This is a genomic window from Streptomyces sp. NPDC043812, from assembly GCF_056436245.1.
In genome coordinates this window covers 122,598-139,128 of record NZ_JBWKCY010000014.1, presented here as the reverse complement: position 1 = coordinate 139,128, position 16,531 = coordinate 122,598, and the positions used below count along the sequence as shown (strand labels likewise).

Sequence of the window (16,531 nt, the reverse complement as noted above, 5' to 3'; positions counted from 1 at the left end):
GACAGGGCACCGCGGCGCGAGGGGCGTTGTCCGACCCTGCTGCCACACTCGAACCCATGGGCGACCGATGGGCTCTGACCGCGGCCGAAGGGGACGGAGCGCGGCTCGTCCCCCTCGGCCCCGACGGCCTGCCTGCGGGGGCCGTGCTGACGGAGCCCGATCTCGTCGAGGCGGTGCGCTCCCGCCCAGAGGTCGCCCGCTGGGTGTGGCGCTCCACTGCCGAGACCTATCCACGGCTGCTCGCCGCGGGCGTGCGGGTCGAGCGGTGCTACGACATCGAGGACGCGGAGCTGCTGCTCCTCGGGCACGAGGGGCGGCTCGGCGAGCCCCGCTCGGCCGCGGCCGCATGGGCCCGGCTGCATCACGCGCCCGTGCCGCCCGATCCGCCGGCCCGCGCGGCCGTGCCCGGCTCGCAGTCTTCTCTGTTCGAGCCGCAGCCGGTGGCCGTGCCGCTCGAGGCTCTGCTGGAGGTCTACGCCGACCAGCAGCGAAGACACGACGCCGCCGAACACCCGGGCCGGATGCGGCTGCTGACCGCCGCCGAGTCCGCCGGCATGCTGGTGGGCGCCGAGATGACCCGGGCAGGTCTGCCGTGGCGGGCGGACGTGCACCGGGACCTGCTGCACGAACTGCTCGGCGAGAGGTACGCGGGCGGGGGCGAGCCACGCCGGCTCGCGGAGCTGGCGGACGAGGTGTCGGCGGCCTTCGGGCGGCGGGTGCGGCCCGATCTGCCGGCGGACGTGGTGAAGGCGTTCGCGTCGGCGGGGATCAGGCTGAGGTCGACGCGCCGCTGGGAGCTGGAGGAAGTGGACCATCCGGCGGTCGGGCCGCTGATCGAGTACAAGAAGCTGTACCGCATCTGGACGGCGCACGGCTGGGGGTGGCTGCAGGACTGGGTGCGGGACGGCAGGTTCCGCCCCGAGTACCTGCCCGGCGGGACGATTTCGGGACGGTGGACGACCAACGGCGGTGGGGCGCTGCAGATCCCCAAGGTGATCCGGCGCGCGGTGGTCGCGGACGACGGCTGGCGGCTGGTGGTGGCCGACGCGGACCAGATGGAGCCGCGGGTGCTGGCGGCGATCTCGCGTGACCGGGGCCTGATGGAGGTCGCCGGTCACGACGGCGACCTCTACACGGCCCTGTCGGACCGCGCATTCTCGGGGGACCGGGCGCACGCCAAGCTGGCTCTGCTCGGCGCCATTTACGGTCAGACGTCCGGCGACGGCCTGAAGAACCTGGCAGCGCTGCGGCGCCGTTTCCCCCGGGCGGTCGCGTACGTCGACGACGCGGCTCGGGCGGGCGAGGAGGGACGCCTCGTCAGGACGTGGCTGGGGCGCACGAGCCCGCGGGCGCCGGGGGCGGGCGAGGCGGAGGAGGCGGGCATCCCTCAGGAGGACGAGGGCCCCCGGTCCGGCTCCTCGGACGCCCGCGCGTGGGGCCGCTTCACGAGGAACTTCGTGGTGCAGGGCAGCGCCGCGGACTGGGCGCTGCTGATGCTGGCGGCGCTGCGGCAGGCGACGACGGGAATGCGGGCGGAGCTGGTGTTCTTCCAGCACGACGAGGTGATCGTGCACTGCCCGGTGGACGAGACGGAGGAGGTCGCGCGGGCGATTCGCGAGGCGGGGGCGCTGGCGGGGCGGATCGCGTTCGGCGACACACCGGTGCGGTTCCCTTTCACAGTCGCGACGGTGGAGCGCTACGCGGACGCGAAGTAGGTCGCTTCGCGTCCGCGCCGCCGCATGCGTGCGAGCGCGTCCGGCACCGGGGCGACTCACGGCAGCAGAATCGTCTTGCCCCTGGTCCGGCGCGCGCGGAGGTCCTCGTGGGCGCGGCGGGCGTCCGCGAGCGCGTACGGCTCGTGAGTGACCACTTTCAGCCGGCCCGTGGACACCATGCGGAGCATCTCCGCCAGCGGGCCGGACACCGCCCCGGGGCGCGCCAGCGCCGGTCGGAGCCAGAAGCCCACCACCGCCGCGTTCAGGCGGGACAGCCGCGCCGGGTCCACCGCGGGCAGGGTGCCGCGTGATGCGTTCCCGTACGTCACCAGGCGGCCGAAGTCCGCCAGGGACTCCAGCGCCCGGCCGAACAGCGGCCCGCCGGTGGCATCCAGGATCACGTCCGCCCGCTCGGCGAGCGGATACTCGGCCACCGCGTCCGCGCCCAGTTCCAGGGCGAGTTCGCGCTTGGCCGGTGTGGACGCCTCGGCCAGCACGCGGCCGGCGCCGAACTCCCGGGCCAGCTGGACCGCGAGGCTCCCGACACCACCCGCCGCCGAGTGGACTACCACCGTCTCGCCGGGTTGCAGTCGGGCCGACGACCGCAGCAGATGCCAGGCCGTCAGGCCCTGCATCAGCAAAGCCAGCGCCTGCCCCGCCGCCAGCTCGTCCGGGATCTCGACGACGGCCGCCTTCTTGGCGACGGCGAGTTCGGCGTAGCCGTTCGCGACGCGGGCGAGCACCCTTCGGCCGTCCTCAGCGCGGCCCACGACCTCGCTGCCGGGGATCGCCGGCAGAGGTTCCGGTACGCCGTACGAACCGTCGATCCGATGGGTGTCCGCGTAGTTCACGCCGGCCGCCTCCACCGTGATCAACACCTCATCGGGGCCCGGCACGGGATCGGGCACCTCCACGGCCTCCAGCACCTCGGGACCGCCGATTCGACCGAACTGGATCGCGCGCACAGCAGATCCTCCACCTTCTCCTGGGGTGATCCGGTCGCTCTTACGGGCGCGGATCGAATAAACAACCGACTAAACGGTTTCTTAGCTCGCTCGATGTGATCGATGTGACGATGTCTGACGCTCCTTGGGGCTCCGACCTCGCGATTCGGGGTAGTTTCAGCGACCAAGGGGAGCAATTCCCGCCGGATCTGCCATGCCATCAGACAGTAAAGAAACCGCATGGTAGGTTTCTCTGCTGAGGCAGGTCCCTCGTAATGCCGGGGCACTGCGTAAGGGAGGCGGCGATGGCCAAGCAGGAGCGGGCGGAGCAGACCCGGCGGGCCTTGATCGACGCGGCCGCCCACACCTTCGACGAGGTCGGCTACGAGCGCTCCTCCCTCACCCGCATCAGCGAGGCCGCCGGTGTCTCCAAGGGCGCCCTGTCGTTCCACTTCGCCTCCAAGGACGAACTGGCGGACGCCGTCCAGGAGTCCGCGCACACCGCCGCGCGATCCGTCGTCGACGAGGTCCGCCGCCGCTCGGGTCCCGCCCTGCAGTCCGTCATCGACATCACCCACGCACTGGCCGTGCTGCTGGAGACCGACCCGATCGCCCGGGCCGGCGCCCGTCTCGCCCGCGAACACACGGCGAACACCGCCCACCCCAGCCGCTGGAACACTGCCTGGACCCAGCCCGTACGACGTCTGCTGCACCGCGCCCGGGTCGACAGCTCGCTGTTCCCGGGCACCGATGTCCACACCGTCGCCGTCCTGGTGGCGTACCTGATGGCCGGTCTCGAGTCGACCGTGCGGGACCGGTGCGTGCTGGCGGACCTCGTGCCGGAACGGAGCCCCGGGGAGCCCCCCGCGCCCCGGGCCTGGCTCACCCGGATCTGGGAGCTGGTGCTCCCGGAGGTGGCCGCCGCCGACCATCTGCCGCGGCTGCGGGCGGGCGGCGGCCCGGGAGCCGTGCGGAGCGTGCCCGCACGGACACCCGGGAGCGGAGTGCCCGGTCCCCGCACCACCGCCGCCCCGAGCCCGGTGTCAGAGCCGTGAGCCGCCCGTGGCGTCGATGTACTGCCCGGTGACCCAGCGGGACTCCTCGGACGCCAGGAAGCCCACCACGTCCGCGATGTCGGCCGGCTGACCGATCCGGCCGAAGGCCGAGAAGCCGGCCAGGAACGCCGCTCCCTCCGGCGTCTCACGCAGCGGCGCGTTCATGTCCGTCTCGACGAAGCCGGGCGCCACCGTGTTCACGGTGATGCCGCGGCCGGCGAGCTCCTTGGCCAGGGCAAGCGTGAACGTGTCCACGGCTCCCTTGGTCATCGAGTAGGCGATGGCCTCGGGGAACGCGATCCGGGTGACGCCGGACGACACATTGACCACCCGTCCGCCGTCCCTCAGCAGTCCGAGGCCCTGCTGCACCAGGAAGAACGGCGCCTTGACGTTGACCGCGAGCAGCAGGTCGAAGTCCGCCTCGGTCACCTCGTCGATCCGTGCCGTCGGCCCGAGTGCCGCGTTGTTGACCAGCACGTCCAGCCCCGGTGCCGCGCCCTGCGCAGCCAGTCCCTCGCGGAAGCCCTCGTAGAGCGAAGCCACCCCGTCGTGGGCCGCGAGATCGGCACGTACGGCGAACGACCGCCCCCCTTCGGCAGTGATCGACTCGACCGTCTCCTTCGCGGCGGCCTCGTTGTTCCCGTAGTGGACGGCGACGAGGAATCCGTCCCGCGCCAGCCGCTGTGCGATACCGCGGCCGATCCCCCTGCTCGCCCCTGTGACCAGCGCCGTCCTTGCACCCGAAGCAGTCATGCGACCGCCCTCCCCTTCGAAGTGATCAATGTGCGCGTGGATCCGGGCACCCTGCCGGCGGGGCGGGCGCCCCGCCGGAAGACCCCCCGGTCGTGCCCGCAAAGTCTCGCCCGGTCCGCGCCGTGGCGCGGGAAGACGGTGAAGTTCGCCGTCCGCCCTGGTCCTGGTCCGGGCCAGTGGTCCTATGCGCCCGCCGACGCCACTCCCGCAGCGGCCCCCAACGCCAGTGGGTCCCCTGCCCGTTCCTGCTCCTGCGCCGGGCCCTCCTCGCCCGCGATGCGGTCCTCGGCCACCTGGGCGACCACCCTGGCCCCGCGGTCGGGCCGGGTGTCCAGCCTGCCGAGGATGCCCGGGATGGCGATCGCGGGCAGCATGTGGTCGTACATCAGGCCCACTTGACGCTCCAGACACGCCATGCCGGATGCGGCCTGCGAAGTCAGCGACAGCCCGGTGAAGGCGCCGACGAGGATCCCGGCGGTCTCCTCTGGCACCACGTGCGGCAACAGCTCGCCGCGCGTCTTGGCCTCCACGAGAAGGCTCGCGATCAGCTTGGTCCACTCGCCGTACGGGGCGGCGAAGAACTCCTGGGAGCTCTGGTCCGCGGCGAGCCGGGACGCCGCGCGCAGCACGACCTCACGCGGCAGGCGGTGTGCGAGCACCATGCTCACGTCCACGAGTTCCTGCAGCTTGGACGGCTGGTCGGGCACTCCGTCGGTGGTCACCGCGAACTCGAGGACGCCCCTGGCGAGGTCTTCCTTGGACGAGAAGTGGAAGTACAGCGCACCCTTTGTCACATCCGCGCGGTTCAGGATGTCCGCAATGGTCGCGGCCTCATAGCCACGCTCCGCGAAGACGGCTGCCGCCGCCTCCAGAATCGTCGCACGTGTCCTCGTCGCGCGTTCCTGACGTGCCATCAGGCCCTCCTCTCACTCCCCCGCCCACGTTCATGTTCTTTTTTAGTTTGCCTCAGACCGATTGACAAAACAAACCGGGCAGTCCGTATCTTAGCAGGGGAACGGACAGCCGTTCTCACGTAGAAGGCCAGGAGCCTGGGGGGTTCTATGTCTCAGATGTCGATCCATGCCCGAAAAAGGCACGTGCGCAAGATCCGCCGGTCGGTTTCCTCACCGACCTCGGCGGTAGTCTCCACGGCCGCCACCCGACCCGGCGGACCGATCACCCCGAAGTTCGTGCACCGCGTCGCCGAGGACGACATCCTCATCACCTCGTGGACCCGCCTGGGCGAGGACCGCTTCCGCCTCTCCGCCGACTGGACGGTGGCACATGGGTTCTTCGCTCCGGCCCCGCGGGCCAGGCACAACGAGATGCTCGTGGCGCAGACCATCCGCCAGACCGGTCTGCTGCTGGCGCACGCAGCGTTCGAGACGCCCACCTCGGACCAGTACCTGATGAACAAGCTCCAGTACTCCTCGGACCCGGACCACCCCACGGTGGACCTGGCCATGGACGCCATCGAGATCGACGTCCGGTGCGTACCGTCCGGACGCCGCAGCCTGGACATGCACTTCGTGTTCTCGCACGAGGGCAGCATCTTCGTGACCTGCAGTGCCGCGTTCAGCTGGGTGCCGCCGACCGTCTACGGACGGTTGCGAGGGGAGTACGCCTCCGCCAAGCCGACCGGCAACGTCCCCGCCCCCGTCGCGCCGGCCCTCGTGGGCCGGACCGCCGAGGACGAGGTGACGCTCGCACCCACCGGCCTGCCGGGCAGGTGGCAACTGCGCGGCGACACCGGGCACCTGGCCCTGCTGGACCATCCGGTCGACCATGTGCCGGGACTGGTCCTGGTCGAGGCGGCGCACCAGGCGGCCTTCGCCCACGCGGGCCCCGACGGGTACGTGCCGACGTCGACCTCCATCGTTCCGATGAAGTACGTGGAGTTCGACGAGCCGTGCTGGATCGAGGCCCGTGACGTCCAGGCCGCCCTTCCCGGCAGCCGGGCGATCGAGGTCACGGGGATCCAGCGTGACGAGCTCACCTTCCGCTGCGTGCTCACGTCCCGCCTCAACTGGCCGCCGGCCGTGGGTGAGTGGTAGCGGGAGCGCTCGGCCCGAACAGCGGGTGAAACGAAGACGGAGGCCCTGTCCCGGGAATGGACAGGGCCTCCTGCTCGGTGTCATCCGCGGATGACGGTCTTGGTGCGCATCAGGAACTCGCCGAGGTAGCCGTCGTGCGGCACGCTGCGGTCCATCCAGTGGGTGGGGTGGTCCCCGAGATGGACGTTGCAGATGGTGGGGTCCTCCACCAGGGCGTCGATGAGCTCCGTGTGCCGGCTCTCGTCACCGGTGATCACACCGAGAACGAGCGACTCCCGCAGCGGCGCGATGCCGTCCTCGCGGCTCCAGGGCACCACCCACACGCAGGGGAAGGGCAGTTCGACGCGGTGCTGACCGCCGTCCGTGCCGGAGAGCTCGTGCACGGCGGGCCGCAGCACGGCGCTTCCGTCGGGCAGTTCGTCGACGACGCCGTCGCCACCCAGGTGTGCGGTGGTCCCGGCGGCCTGGGCGAGCAGATACCGCTCCAGGTTCCGTGCGGTCTCGGCCGGCTGGACGGGCAGGACGGCCTTCTCGTCCTCGGGCGGCAGGGACGGCAGGGCGCCCAGCCGCTCGGCCAGGGCACGCGCCAGCGGCGCGGGGTCGCCCTCGACGAACACGGCCGTCGTGTTGACGCACTTGACGCCGCCGTGGTGGCCGACGGAGTCGGCGATCGTGTCCAGGTGCTCCCGCCAGTCCGCGTCCGCGGTGACGAGGATCTTGGTCCGGCCGGGGCCCTGGGCGAGCACCGTGGTGTCCTCGGCGTACTTCTTGACCACGTCGTCGCCGCCGTAGCTGATGCTCAGGTCGGCGCCCGCCATCACCTCGTCGGCGACCGAGTGGTCGGTGGGCAGCAGGACGACCTGGTCGTCGCCGAAGCCCGCCGCCCGCAGCGCCAGCACCAGCCGGTGCGGCGTGAACGGCTCGCGCCGGGAGGGGCGTACGGCCACCCGGTAGCCGAGGGCGAGCGCCTCCAGCCACAGGGCGTGCGGTGCGGGGTGGTTGCCCGCGGCGTTGACCGCGAGGACCTCGCCGCGCCGTGTCCACACCGCGCGCCCGCCCCGGGTGAGCGGGTCCCGCCAGTCCGGGACGGCACCGGCCGGCCGGGCGTTGTACGAGGGGGTCAGCACCCGCTCGGCCGAGTCGGCGATCTCGTCGGCCGCGGACCGCACGGCCTGCAGCGGCACACCGCAGATCCGCGAGACGGTCCGCTCGTACGCCTCGTACGAGAGTCCGGCGATCTCCTCCTCGCGGAAGATCCGGCCGGCCCGGGAGAGGGCGTCGAGCCGCTGCTCGAGCGGCAGCGGGCTCGCCTTGCGCAGCGCGACCATGGCGCGTCCCACGAACAGCGCGGGAACGAGGCTCAGTTCGGCGGTGGGCGCACCGGACACATCGGGGATGGTGAGCCGCTTGCGGGACCGGTAGGGACCGTTCGGGCCGAGCGCGTCGAGTGCGACCGGTTCGGCGGTCATCAGTAGACCCCCTCGATGACCTTCTCGTCGTCGAACTCGCGCACCGGGGCGATGTCCGCGACGGAGTCGCCGACCTGGCCCTCCAGCGGGCGGATGCGGGTGGCGAAGTCCCGCTCCAGGTTGTTCGGCAGGAACAGGCTCTTGCCGACGTAGTTCATGACGACCCGGCCGCGCTCGCCGTACTCGACGGGCTTGCGGGCCTCCAGGTCGATGACGTTGTAGGTCATGTACGGGGAGAACGGGTCGTAGACGCACGGCTCGTCGTCGCTGAGGCCGGGGCGCTCGCTGACGTGACCGAGGGTCATCGTGTTGCCGAACCCGCTGTAGAGGGCGATGCCCGGGTACAGCTCCGTGCGGTACAGATGGCGGGTGTCGGGGTCGAGCTGCGTGCCGACCCACATGATCGCCTTGACCTTCTTGCGGATCAGCTCGACGAGGTCGTCGCGCCGGCTCAACCGCTCCAGCACCGGCGGCGTCAGCATCAGCACACCGATGTCCTGGGAGGTGAGCGCGTACCCGAGCTGGTCGACCAGGTGGTCGGTGTACAGGTCGGCCTCGGTCTCGGCACCGCGGGCGATGATCTTCTTCACCCACCGCGGGTCCACGTCGATCGTGAACGACAGGCCGCCACGGGCCGCCACCAACTGCTGGAAGGTGGCGCCGACCATGTGCGGGCCGGACGGGATCGACAGCAGCCAGTTCACGTCGCGCGGCACGCCGTGGGCGTCGAGCTGGGCGCTGCTGTGGGCGATCAACATCTCCAGCCACTCCTGGAGCATGACGACGCGCTTCGGGGCGCCCGTCGTGCCGCCGCTGTCGAAGACGCCGACGACCTTGGGGCGGGGGCCGTAACCGCGGGGGATCAGGTCCTCCGCACGGACGTCGCGCAGGGTGTTCGCCACGTTGGGGAACAGCTTGAGATCGTCGAACCCGCGCACATCGGCTATGGGGTCGAATTCCAGATTCCGGGCCTGATCGAGCCAGAACGGCGATCCGGTTTCGGGAGAGAAATGCCAGCGGAGCGCCGCACGCAGGAATTCGTCCGGGTCCGGCGTGACACCGTACGGCAGCTCAAGAATGGGATCGATGGCGGACACCGATGTGCTCCCTTCGGGAAACAGCAAGAGCGAGAACAAGTCTGCTTGTCCAAATCATTGAAATGCCCGCGCATCGATCCCGGCAAAGGCCGCCAATTTACTCTGTCAGGTGGCGGACAGAAAGAATTGACGGCGCATCGTCACTTCTGCGGGCCGACGGAGTCGAGGACGGCCTGCGTCCAGTCGGTCGTGTACGCACGGATGTCCGGGAAGCCGCCCTGCTGGGGGTCGGCCGTCCAGCGGAAGTCGGCACCCGGGTTGTGCACGTCGATGCCGGCCGCGGTGAACAGGTGCGGACTGCCCTGCACCCGCGGTCCGCGGGCGACGGCGAAGTCGCGGTAGAGGGCGGCCCGTCCCTCGCCCCGCTCCACGGCCGCGGCCAGGGCCTTCTCGTCCACCAGCGGGCATTCGCCGGCGACCGCGAGGATCTCCGACGGGAGGCTGATGCAGCGGCCCTGCCCGTAGAAGGCGTGCCGGAGGGCGGTGTCCAGCTGGTCGGAGGCGGGCAGACCACCGACGGCCGGGTCCTTGGCGGCCTGGACGGCCTCCATCGCGGGGAGGGTCGTCACCGGGTAGGTGTACTCGGGCCCGGACCACATCCGCCAGCCCAGTGCGGGCACCTTGGCGCCGATCGCCACCACCTCGGCGTCGATGATCGGCTTCGGGGTGGACTGGCTGTTGAACAGCTCCAGCGGGAACACCCGGTGGTCGACGACGAGTTCGGTGCCGCGGGCTTCAGCCGCCGCGTGCAGCGTGTGCAGGGCGAGCGTCGCCCAGGGGCAGCCGATGTCCGACCACACGGTCACGGTCCGGGAGTCGGAGGAGAAGAGCGCGTCGCCGGCCGGTGCCTCGTGCGTCCGGCGCTGCTCCGGCAGGGTCGCGGTGTCGGCCAAGGGGTCCATCAGGGGTCCTCTTTCCTGGAGGGCCCGATGCGCCGGACAGGCCCTGTTCCGGGCCACGTCATCGGGCCGGACCGGGGGAGAACCGCCACCGGCCGAAGCGCGGCACCGTCAGTCTGTCCTCCGGACACGCCTCGGACGCGGCCCCGTCGAGGACTTCGTCATTTTCCGTGCGACCGGGCCTGCCGGAGGGGGACGGCAGGCCCGGTTCGCTCAACCGGCCGCCGGCTCCTGGGCCTTGCGCGCGACCCGCTCAGCGTGGGTGGGACCCGCCGGGACATCGGCGGGACGGCCCGACGCGAACTCCTTCCGGAGCACCGGGAGCACTTCCTCGCCGAACAGGTCGAGCTGTTCCAGCGCCGTCTTCAGCGGGATCGAATGGGCGTCGACGATGAACAACTGCCTCTGGTAGTCGCCGAATGTCTCCCGGAAGGCCAGCGTCTTGTCGATGACCTCCTGCGGGGACCCGACCGTCAGCGGGGTCTGCTCCATGAAATCCTCGAGCCGGGCGCCGCCGTACAGCGGCGCATTGTCGAAGTACGGCCGGAATTCCCGCACGGCGTCCTGCGATTTCCTCCGCATGAAGAACTGGCCGCCGAGTCCGACGACGGCCTGTTCCGGTGCGCCGTGCCCGTAGTGCGCGTACCGCTCCCGGTAGAGATTGACCAGCCGGACGAAATGGTCCTTGGGCCAGAAGATGTGATTCGCGAAGAAGCCGTCGCCGTAGTACGCGGCCTGCTCGGCGATCTCCGGCGAGCGGATCGAGCCGTGCCATACGAACGGCGGCACCCCGTCCAGCGGGCGCGGAGTGGCGGTGAAGCCCTGCAGCGGCGTACGGAACCTGCCCTCCCAGTCGATGACGTCCTCGCGCCACAGCCGGTGCAGCAGCGCGTAGTTCTCGACCGCGAGGGGGATGCCCTGCCGGATGTCCTGGCCGAACCACGGGTACACCGGCGGGGTGTTGCCGCGCCCCATCATCAGATCGACCCGGCCGTCGGCGAGGTGCTGGAGCACCGAGAAGTCCTCGGCGATCTTCACCGGGTCGTTGGTGGTGATCAGCGTGGTCGCCGTCGACAGGATGATGCGCTCCGTGCGCGCGGCGATGTGGCCGAGCAGGGTCGTCGGGGACGACGGCACGAAGGGCGGGTTGTGGTGCTCGCCGGTCGCGAACACGTCCAGGCCGATCTCCTCGGCCTTCTCGGCGAGCGCGACCATGGCCTTGAGGCGTTCGTGCTCGCTGGGCGCGCGGCCGGTGGCCGGGTCCTTGCCCACGTCGCCGATGCTGAATATGCCGAACTGCATGCTGTCCGTCCCCTTCTCCGCCCGGGCTCGCTCCGCGCTGCCGCCGGCGCGATGTTCCCGGTGGGGCGCAGGCGGACCGGCAGCTCGGCCGGGATTCCGTTGCCCACGCCGAACTCCTCGGCGCGGTCTCACCCTTGTGGCGGCCACCGATCCCGGCGCCCGGCACCGCAGCTCCCCGGCTCCTGGGGCATGCCACGTCGTCGAGTGTTCCGCCCGTGGGACCACCGGCGAACGCCGCGGGCCGTACTCCGTCAGGTCCGGTGCCCCGAAGCGCATGGCCACGCTCCGGGGCACCGGACCGGCTCTCAGCGGACGGTCAGCGCATCCAGGTACGAGGTGAGGTTGCGACGGGTCTCGACGACGCTGTCACCGCCGAACTTCTCCGCGACCGCCTCCGCGAGCACCAGCGCCACCATCGCCTCGGCCACGATCCCGGCCGCCGGCACCGCGCATACGTCCGAGCGCTGATGGTGTGCCCGCGCCTGCTCGCCCGTGCGTACGTCGAACGTCGCCAACGCCCGCGGCACCGTCGCGATCGGCTTCATCGCCGCCCGCACCCGCAGTACCTCGCCCGTGGACATGCCGCCCTCCGTGCCGCCCGCACGGCCCGACGTGCGCCGCACGCCCTGCTCCGTGGCCACGATCTCGTCATGCGCCTTGGAGCCGGGTACCCGGGCCAGTTCGAAGCCGTCGCCGACCTCGACGCCCTTGATCGCCTGTACGCCCATCAGTGCGGCGGCCAGCCGGGCATCCAGCCGGCGGTCCCAGTGGACGTACGAGCCGAGGCCGACCGGGACCCCGTACGCGAGGACCTCCACCACCCCGCCGAGCGTGTCGCCGTCCTTGTGCGCCTGATCGATCTCGGCGACCATCGCCCTACTCCCGACGGCGTCCAGGCAGCGGACCGGATCCGAGTCCAGCCGCGGCACGTCGGCGGGGACCGGCAACAGGCCGGAGGGTGTCCGTGCCGCGCCCAGCTCCACGACGTGCGACAGGATCTCGATCCCGGCGGCCTCGCCGAGATAGGCGCGGGCGACCGAGCCGAGCGCCACCCGGGCCGCGGTCTCCCGCGCACTCGCCCGCTCCAGCACCGGCCGCGCGTCGTCGAACCCGTACTTCTGCATGCCGGCGAGGTCGGCGTGGCCGGGGCGCGGCCGGGTCAGCGGGGCGTTGCGGGCCAGCCCGTCGAGCACCTCCGGATCCACCGGATCGGCCGACATCACCTGCTCCCACTTCGGCCACTCGCTGTTGCCGACCATCACGGCGACCGGGCCGCCCTGCGTCAGGCCGTGCCGTACCCCGCCCAGGAACGTGACCTCGTCCCGTTCGAAGGACATCCGGGCACCCCGGCCGTACCCGAGGCGCCGCCTCGCCAGAGCTTTTGCCACCACCTCGGTGGTGACCGGAACACCGGCGGGCAGCCCCTCCAGCGTCGCCACGAGTGCCGGGCCGTGCGACTCACCCGCGGTGAGCCAACGCAGACTGCCCATCGTCAGACCAGTCCGGCGGGAACGGGCGGGGCGATGTGGCCGGCGACGCCGACCTTGCTGCCGTGCAGCCACGCCACCTTGTCGTACAGGTCGTCGGCGCTGAGCGAGCCCAGCATCGCGTTGCGCTCCTTCGCCGCTTCGCCCGCCGGGTGGTACAGCAGGCGTCCCATCTCGCGCGCGATCCGCTGGGTCGCGGCGGTGCGCTCACGGCGTTCGGCGTTGAACTTCTGGAAGTTCGCCTCGAATTCGGACTCCTCGGTGCCGATCAGCTCACCGAGCACCACCGCGTCCTCGACGGCCTGGCAGGCGCCCTGCGCTGCGTACTGCAGCATCGGGTGGGCGGCGTCCCCCACGAGGACCACCCGGCCGTCGGTCCAGTTCGAGACCGGGTCACGGTCGCACAGGACCCAGGTACGCCAGTCCTCGCCGAGGTCCAGCAGACGGCGCGCGGTCTCGCCGAGCTCGGGGAACTCGCCGAGCACGTGCTCCTTGGAGACCGGGTCGCCGATGACGGCCTTGTCGGCGTTGTCGTCGCGGGTGGCCGCGAGGTTGAGGAACTTGCCCTCGCCGATGGGGTAGTGGACGAAGTGCCACTTGGGTCCGGCCCACAGCGTCACCGTGTTCCAGCGCAGCTCCTCGGGGACCTGCTCCATGGGGATCACCGAGCGGTAGATGGTGTGCCCGGACACGCGGGGGAAGCCGTCGCCGATGAGCTGCTTGCGGACGAAGGAGTTGATGCCGTCGGCGCCGATGAGCGCCGCGCCGCTGACCTCCTCGCCGGAGGTGAGCCGGACGGTGACCGCGCCGGGCGTCTGCGCGTAGCTCACGACCGACGCCTCGGTGCGCAGCTCGATCGTCTCGGGGGTGGCGCGGCAGGCCTCCAGCAGCGGCGCGTACAGGTCGATCCGGTGGACGACCGCGTAGGGGTTGCCGAAGCGGCGGCGGTATTCGCCGGTGAGCGGCATGACGGCGACCTTCTCGCCGGTGGTGCCGTCCATGAAGCGCAGTTCGTCGATGTGCACCGCGCGGGCGCGGACCTCGTCGCCGACGCCGAGCTGGTCCAGGGCCTGGAAGGCGTTCGGGCCGAGCTGGATGCCGGCGCCGAGTTCGGTGAAGGTGTCACGGGCCTCGAGGACCGTGACCTTGTGGCCGCGCCGGGAGATGCTCAGGGCCGCCGCCAGACCGCCGATCCCACCGCCCGCAATGATGATGTTCGCCATCTCGCTCTCTCTTCCCGCTTCTCGTGTGTCTGCTGCTCGTTGGGCGTGTGCCGTGCGTGCTGTGCCTGTCGCGAAGTGCAGTGCAATGCCGCGCCGTTGTCCGTGGTGCCGCACCGTTGTCCGTGGTGCCGCCGTTGTCCGTGGTGACGGCGCCCTTGTCCGTGCTGCCGCGCCGTTGCCTCGTCGGTGATCAGTGCGCCGGGTGGGGTGCCTGCGGGCCGAAGAGCCTCGCCAGCTCCTCGTGGAAGCCGGGGAAGGTCTTGGCGACGCAGCCGGGGTCGTCGAGGGTGATGCCGGGGGTGCGAAGTCCGAGGACGGAGAAGGCCATGGCGATGCGATGGTCGCGGTGGCAGGCGATCTCCGTGGGAGCCATCCGCCCGGGGTGGACGGTGATCCGGTCCTCGCCCTCCTCGACCCCGATGCCGCCCGCGCGCAGGTTTGCCGCGATCGCGGTGATGCGGTCGGACTCCTTGAACCGCGCATGGCGGATGCCGTGGATGGTGATGGGCCCGTCGGCGAGCGGAGCGACGGCCGCCAGGGTCATGAAGGTGTCGGAGATGTCCCCCATGTCGACGTCGAAGCCGCCGCGCAGCCGGCCGGTGCCGGTGACGGTGGTGGCGTCCGGACCGCTCTCCACCCGGGCGCCGGTCCGTGCGAGTACCTCGGCGAAGCGCAGATCGCCCTGCAGGCTGTTCTTGCCGAGGTGCGGCACGGTCACCGTGGTACCGGTGACGGCCGCCGCGGCGAAGACGTAGGAGGCGGTCGACGCGTCGGGTTCGACGTGTAGCGTGCTGCCGGCGTAGCCCCCGCGCTCCACCCGCAGCCGGCCCTCGGCGCCGGTCGTGACCTGTGCGCCGAAGTGACGCATCAGGGCGATGGTCATGTCGATGTACGGGCGGCTGACCAGCCCGTGCGCGGCGACGGTCAGCGGCTCGCGCATCAGCGGCGCGGACAGCAGGAGGCCGGTCAGGTACTGGCTGCTTGCGGAGGAGTCGAGGGTGAGTTCGCCGCCGGCCAGCCCGCGTGCGGTGATGCGCAGCGGCAGACCGCCGCCGTCGCCCGTCTCGACGCGTGCGCCCAGTTCGACCAGCGCCCGGGTCAGCGGCCCGAGCGGGCGCGCCCTGAGCTGGTCGGAGCCGTCGAAGTGGAACTCGCCCTCGCCTGCGGCCGCGAGGACCGGCAGGAAGCGGGCCGCGGTGCCCGCGTCGGCACACCGGATCGTCGCCCGGCCGCGCGGCGCGCCGCCGAGCCCGGTCACGGTCCAGCTGTCCCCGCGCACGTCGACTCCGACTCCGAGGCCGGTGAGCGCCTCGCGGAAGGCGACGGTGTCGTCGCTGACGAGCGGGGCGATCAGCTCGCTCGTCCCCTCGGCCGCGGCGGCCAGCAGCAGGGCCCGGTTGGTGATGCTCTTGGACCCTGGGATACGGGCCGCGCGGGCACGTATCCCGGACATCAGAGGGTCACCCCGCCGTCCAGTACGAGGTCGTGGCCGACGACGAACCGGGACTCGGAACTGGCGAGCCACACGATGTTGTCGGCGATCTCCTCGGTCCGTGCGACGCGTCCGGACGGAGCCGACGTCCGCACGTGCTCCTCCCACTCGGCCTGGCCGTTGGTGGCCTCGACGTCGCCGGGGCTGATGGAGTTGATGCGGATGCCGTCGCCTATGTGCTCCTGGGCGGCGGTCCTGGTGAGTGCGGAAAGCGCCGCCTTCGTCGATGCATAGGCACCGAATCCGAGCCGGCGGCCGTTCACACTGACATTGGTGGAGTGATTGACGATCACACCACCGCCGTTCTCCCGCATATGGGCGATCTCGTGCTTCATCAGCAGCCATACGCCGGTGAGATTCGTGGAAAGGACCTCGCCCCAGACGGCCTCGCAGGTTTCCGCGATCATATGGGGGTGCGGGACCCAGCAGGCGTTGTTGAAGGCGATGTGCAGTCCGCCGTGGCGCTCCACGGTCGAATCCACCAGCCGGATCACGTCCAGGGCGTGTGTCACATCGGCCATGACGGCGTCGGCGGTGCCGCCCTCTTTCTCGATCAGCTGGACGGTCTCCTGCAGGTCGCGGGGCTCCCGCCCGGCGACCACGACGGTGGCGCCCTCCTTGGCGAAGGCGAGCGCGGTCGCTCGGCCGGTACCGGATCCGCCTCCGGTGACAAGTGCGACCTTGCCGGTGAATCGTGCAGTCATCAGGATCTCCTGTAGCGGCTGAAGGGGCGATGCTCTGCGACCGGAGAAACAGGTCGACCAATGGATTACTGCGAAGCAATTCACACGGTTCGCGAACTGCGCGATACCGGAAACGCCCCTGGAATCCCCTTCACTCTGCGCCGCCCCCTGGCCACCGCTCAATACGCTACCGACTACTTCGTCAGCTGATGACAGGTGTCCACCGTGCGACAAAAAAGCCCCGCGTTCCCATTCCCCCGGAATTCAGGGAATGGGAACGCGGGGCGCCGGCACCGGGGCCGCCGGCCGGACAGCACGAACGAGCGGACGGGCCGGGCGGCGTGCTCGCCGCCCGGCC

14 protein-coding genes are annotated in these 16,531 nt (G+C 71.2%); 3 read left to right on the top strand and 11 right to left on the bottom strand.

From position 1 onward, the window contains the following. The first annotated feature begins 56 nt into the window (after nt 1-56). Nucleotides 57-1,715 carry a bifunctional 3'-5' exonuclease/DNA polymerase gene (locus AC067Z_RS21570; RefSeq protein ID WP_478791177.1) on the top strand — a complete coding sequence of 553 codons (1,659 nt, stop codon included), beginning with the start codon at nt 57-59 and terminating at the stop codon, nt 1,713-1,715. A 56-nt stretch (nt 1,716-1,771) separates the two neighbouring features. On the opposite strand, the gene AC067Z_RS21565 is transcribed toward AC067Z_RS21570, so the two are convergent. Then, on the bottom strand, nt 1,772-2,680 hold the full coding sequence (locus AC067Z_RS21565) for a quinone oxidoreductase family protein (RefSeq protein WP_478791176.1): 909 nt from the start codon (nt 2,678-2,680) through the stop codon (nt 1,772-1,774). Nucleotides 2,681-2,964: 284 nt separating this feature from the next. Here AC067Z_RS21565 and AC067Z_RS21560 point away from each other — a divergent pair, with 284 nt between their 5' ends. Then, nucleotides 2,965-3,714, top strand: a complete 750-nt coding sequence (locus tag AC067Z_RS21560) for a ScbR family autoregulator-binding transcription factor (RefSeq protein WP_478791175.1) — start codon at nt 2,965-2,967, stop codon at nt 3,712-3,714. Here AC067Z_RS21560 and AC067Z_RS21555 read toward each other — a convergent pair. After that, nucleotides 3,703-4,467: an SDR family oxidoreductase gene (locus AC067Z_RS21555; protein WP_478791174.1), complete on the bottom strand. Its 765-nt coding sequence runs from the start codon at nt 4,465-4,467 to the stop codon at nt 3,703-3,705. The two genes, AC067Z_RS21560 and AC067Z_RS21555, sit on opposite strands and share 12 nt — an antisense overlap. Nucleotides 4,468-4,649: 182 nt before the next feature. Continuing rightward, nucleotides 4,650-5,381 (bottom strand): ScbR family autoregulator-binding transcription factor, encoded by a 732-nt coding sequence (locus tag AC067Z_RS21550; RefSeq protein ID WP_478791173.1) that lies wholly within the window; start codon nt 5,379-5,381, stop codon nt 4,650-4,652. A gap of 147 nt (nt 5,382-5,528) precedes the next feature. On the opposite strand from AC067Z_RS21550, the gene AC067Z_RS21545 reads away from it, so the two are divergent. Beyond that, complete coding sequence (locus AC067Z_RS21545) at nt 5,529-6,521, top strand: ScbA/BarX family gamma-butyrolactone biosynthesis protein (RefSeq protein WP_478791172.1); 993 nt, start codon at nt 5,529-5,531, stop codon at nt 6,519-6,521. 80 nt (nt 6,522-6,601) lie between these two features. On the opposite strand, the gene AC067Z_RS21540 is transcribed toward AC067Z_RS21545, so the two are convergent. The 8 genes from AC067Z_RS21540 to AC067Z_RS21505 all read right to left on the bottom strand — a co-directional run bounded on the left by AC067Z_RS21540 (nt 6,602) and on the right by AC067Z_RS21505 (nt 16,194). Further along, nucleotides 6,602-7,990 (bottom strand): aldehyde dehydrogenase family protein, encoded by a 1,389-nt coding sequence (locus AC067Z_RS21540; protein ID WP_478791171.1) that lies wholly within the window; start codon nt 7,988-7,990, stop codon nt 6,602-6,604. Next, complete coding sequence (locus tag AC067Z_RS21535; RefSeq protein WP_478791170.1) at nt 7,990-9,087, bottom strand: acyl-CoA synthetase family protein; 1,098 nt, start codon at nt 9,085-9,087, stop codon at nt 7,990-7,992. The genes AC067Z_RS21540 and AC067Z_RS21535 overlap by 1 nt, the downstream gene beginning before the upstream one ends. Before the next feature lie 140 nt (nt 9,088-9,227). Then, nucleotides 9,228-9,989, bottom strand: coding sequence for a DsbA family oxidoreductase (locus tag AC067Z_RS21530; protein WP_478791169.1), 762 nt, complete (start codon nt 9,987-9,989; stop codon nt 9,228-9,230). A 210-nt stretch (nt 9,990-10,199) separates the two neighbouring features. After that, on the bottom strand, nt 10,200-11,288 hold the full coding sequence (locus tag AC067Z_RS21525; RefSeq protein ID WP_478791168.1) for an LLM class flavin-dependent oxidoreductase: 1,089 nt from the start codon (nt 11,286-11,288) through the stop codon (nt 10,200-10,202). A 305-nt stretch (nt 11,289-11,593) separates the two neighbouring features. Beyond that, nucleotides 11,594-12,778: a chorismate synthase gene (gene aroC, locus AC067Z_RS21520; protein ID WP_478791167.1), complete on the bottom strand. Its 1,185-nt coding sequence runs from the start codon at nt 12,776-12,778 to the stop codon at nt 11,594-11,596. A 2-nt stretch (nt 12,779-12,780) separates the two neighbouring features. Further along, nucleotides 12,781-13,998, bottom strand: coding sequence for a 3-hydroxybenzoate 6-monooxygenase (locus tag AC067Z_RS21515; RefSeq protein WP_478791166.1), 1,218 nt, complete (start codon nt 13,996-13,998; stop codon nt 12,781-12,783). Between the two features lie 190 nt (nt 13,999-14,188). Next, entirely contained in the window at nt 14,189-15,451 is a 1,263-nt protein-coding gene (gene aroA / locus AC067Z_RS21510; RefSeq protein WP_478791165.1) for a 3-phosphoshikimate 1-carboxyvinyltransferase, read from the bottom strand. Continuing rightward, complete coding sequence (locus tag AC067Z_RS21505) at nt 15,451-16,194, bottom strand: SDR family NAD(P)-dependent oxidoreductase (RefSeq protein WP_478791164.1); 744 nt, start codon at nt 16,192-16,194, stop codon at nt 15,451-15,453. The genes aroA and AC067Z_RS21505 overlap by 1 nt, the downstream gene beginning before the upstream one ends. Nucleotides 16,195-16,531: the final 337 nt, after the last annotated feature.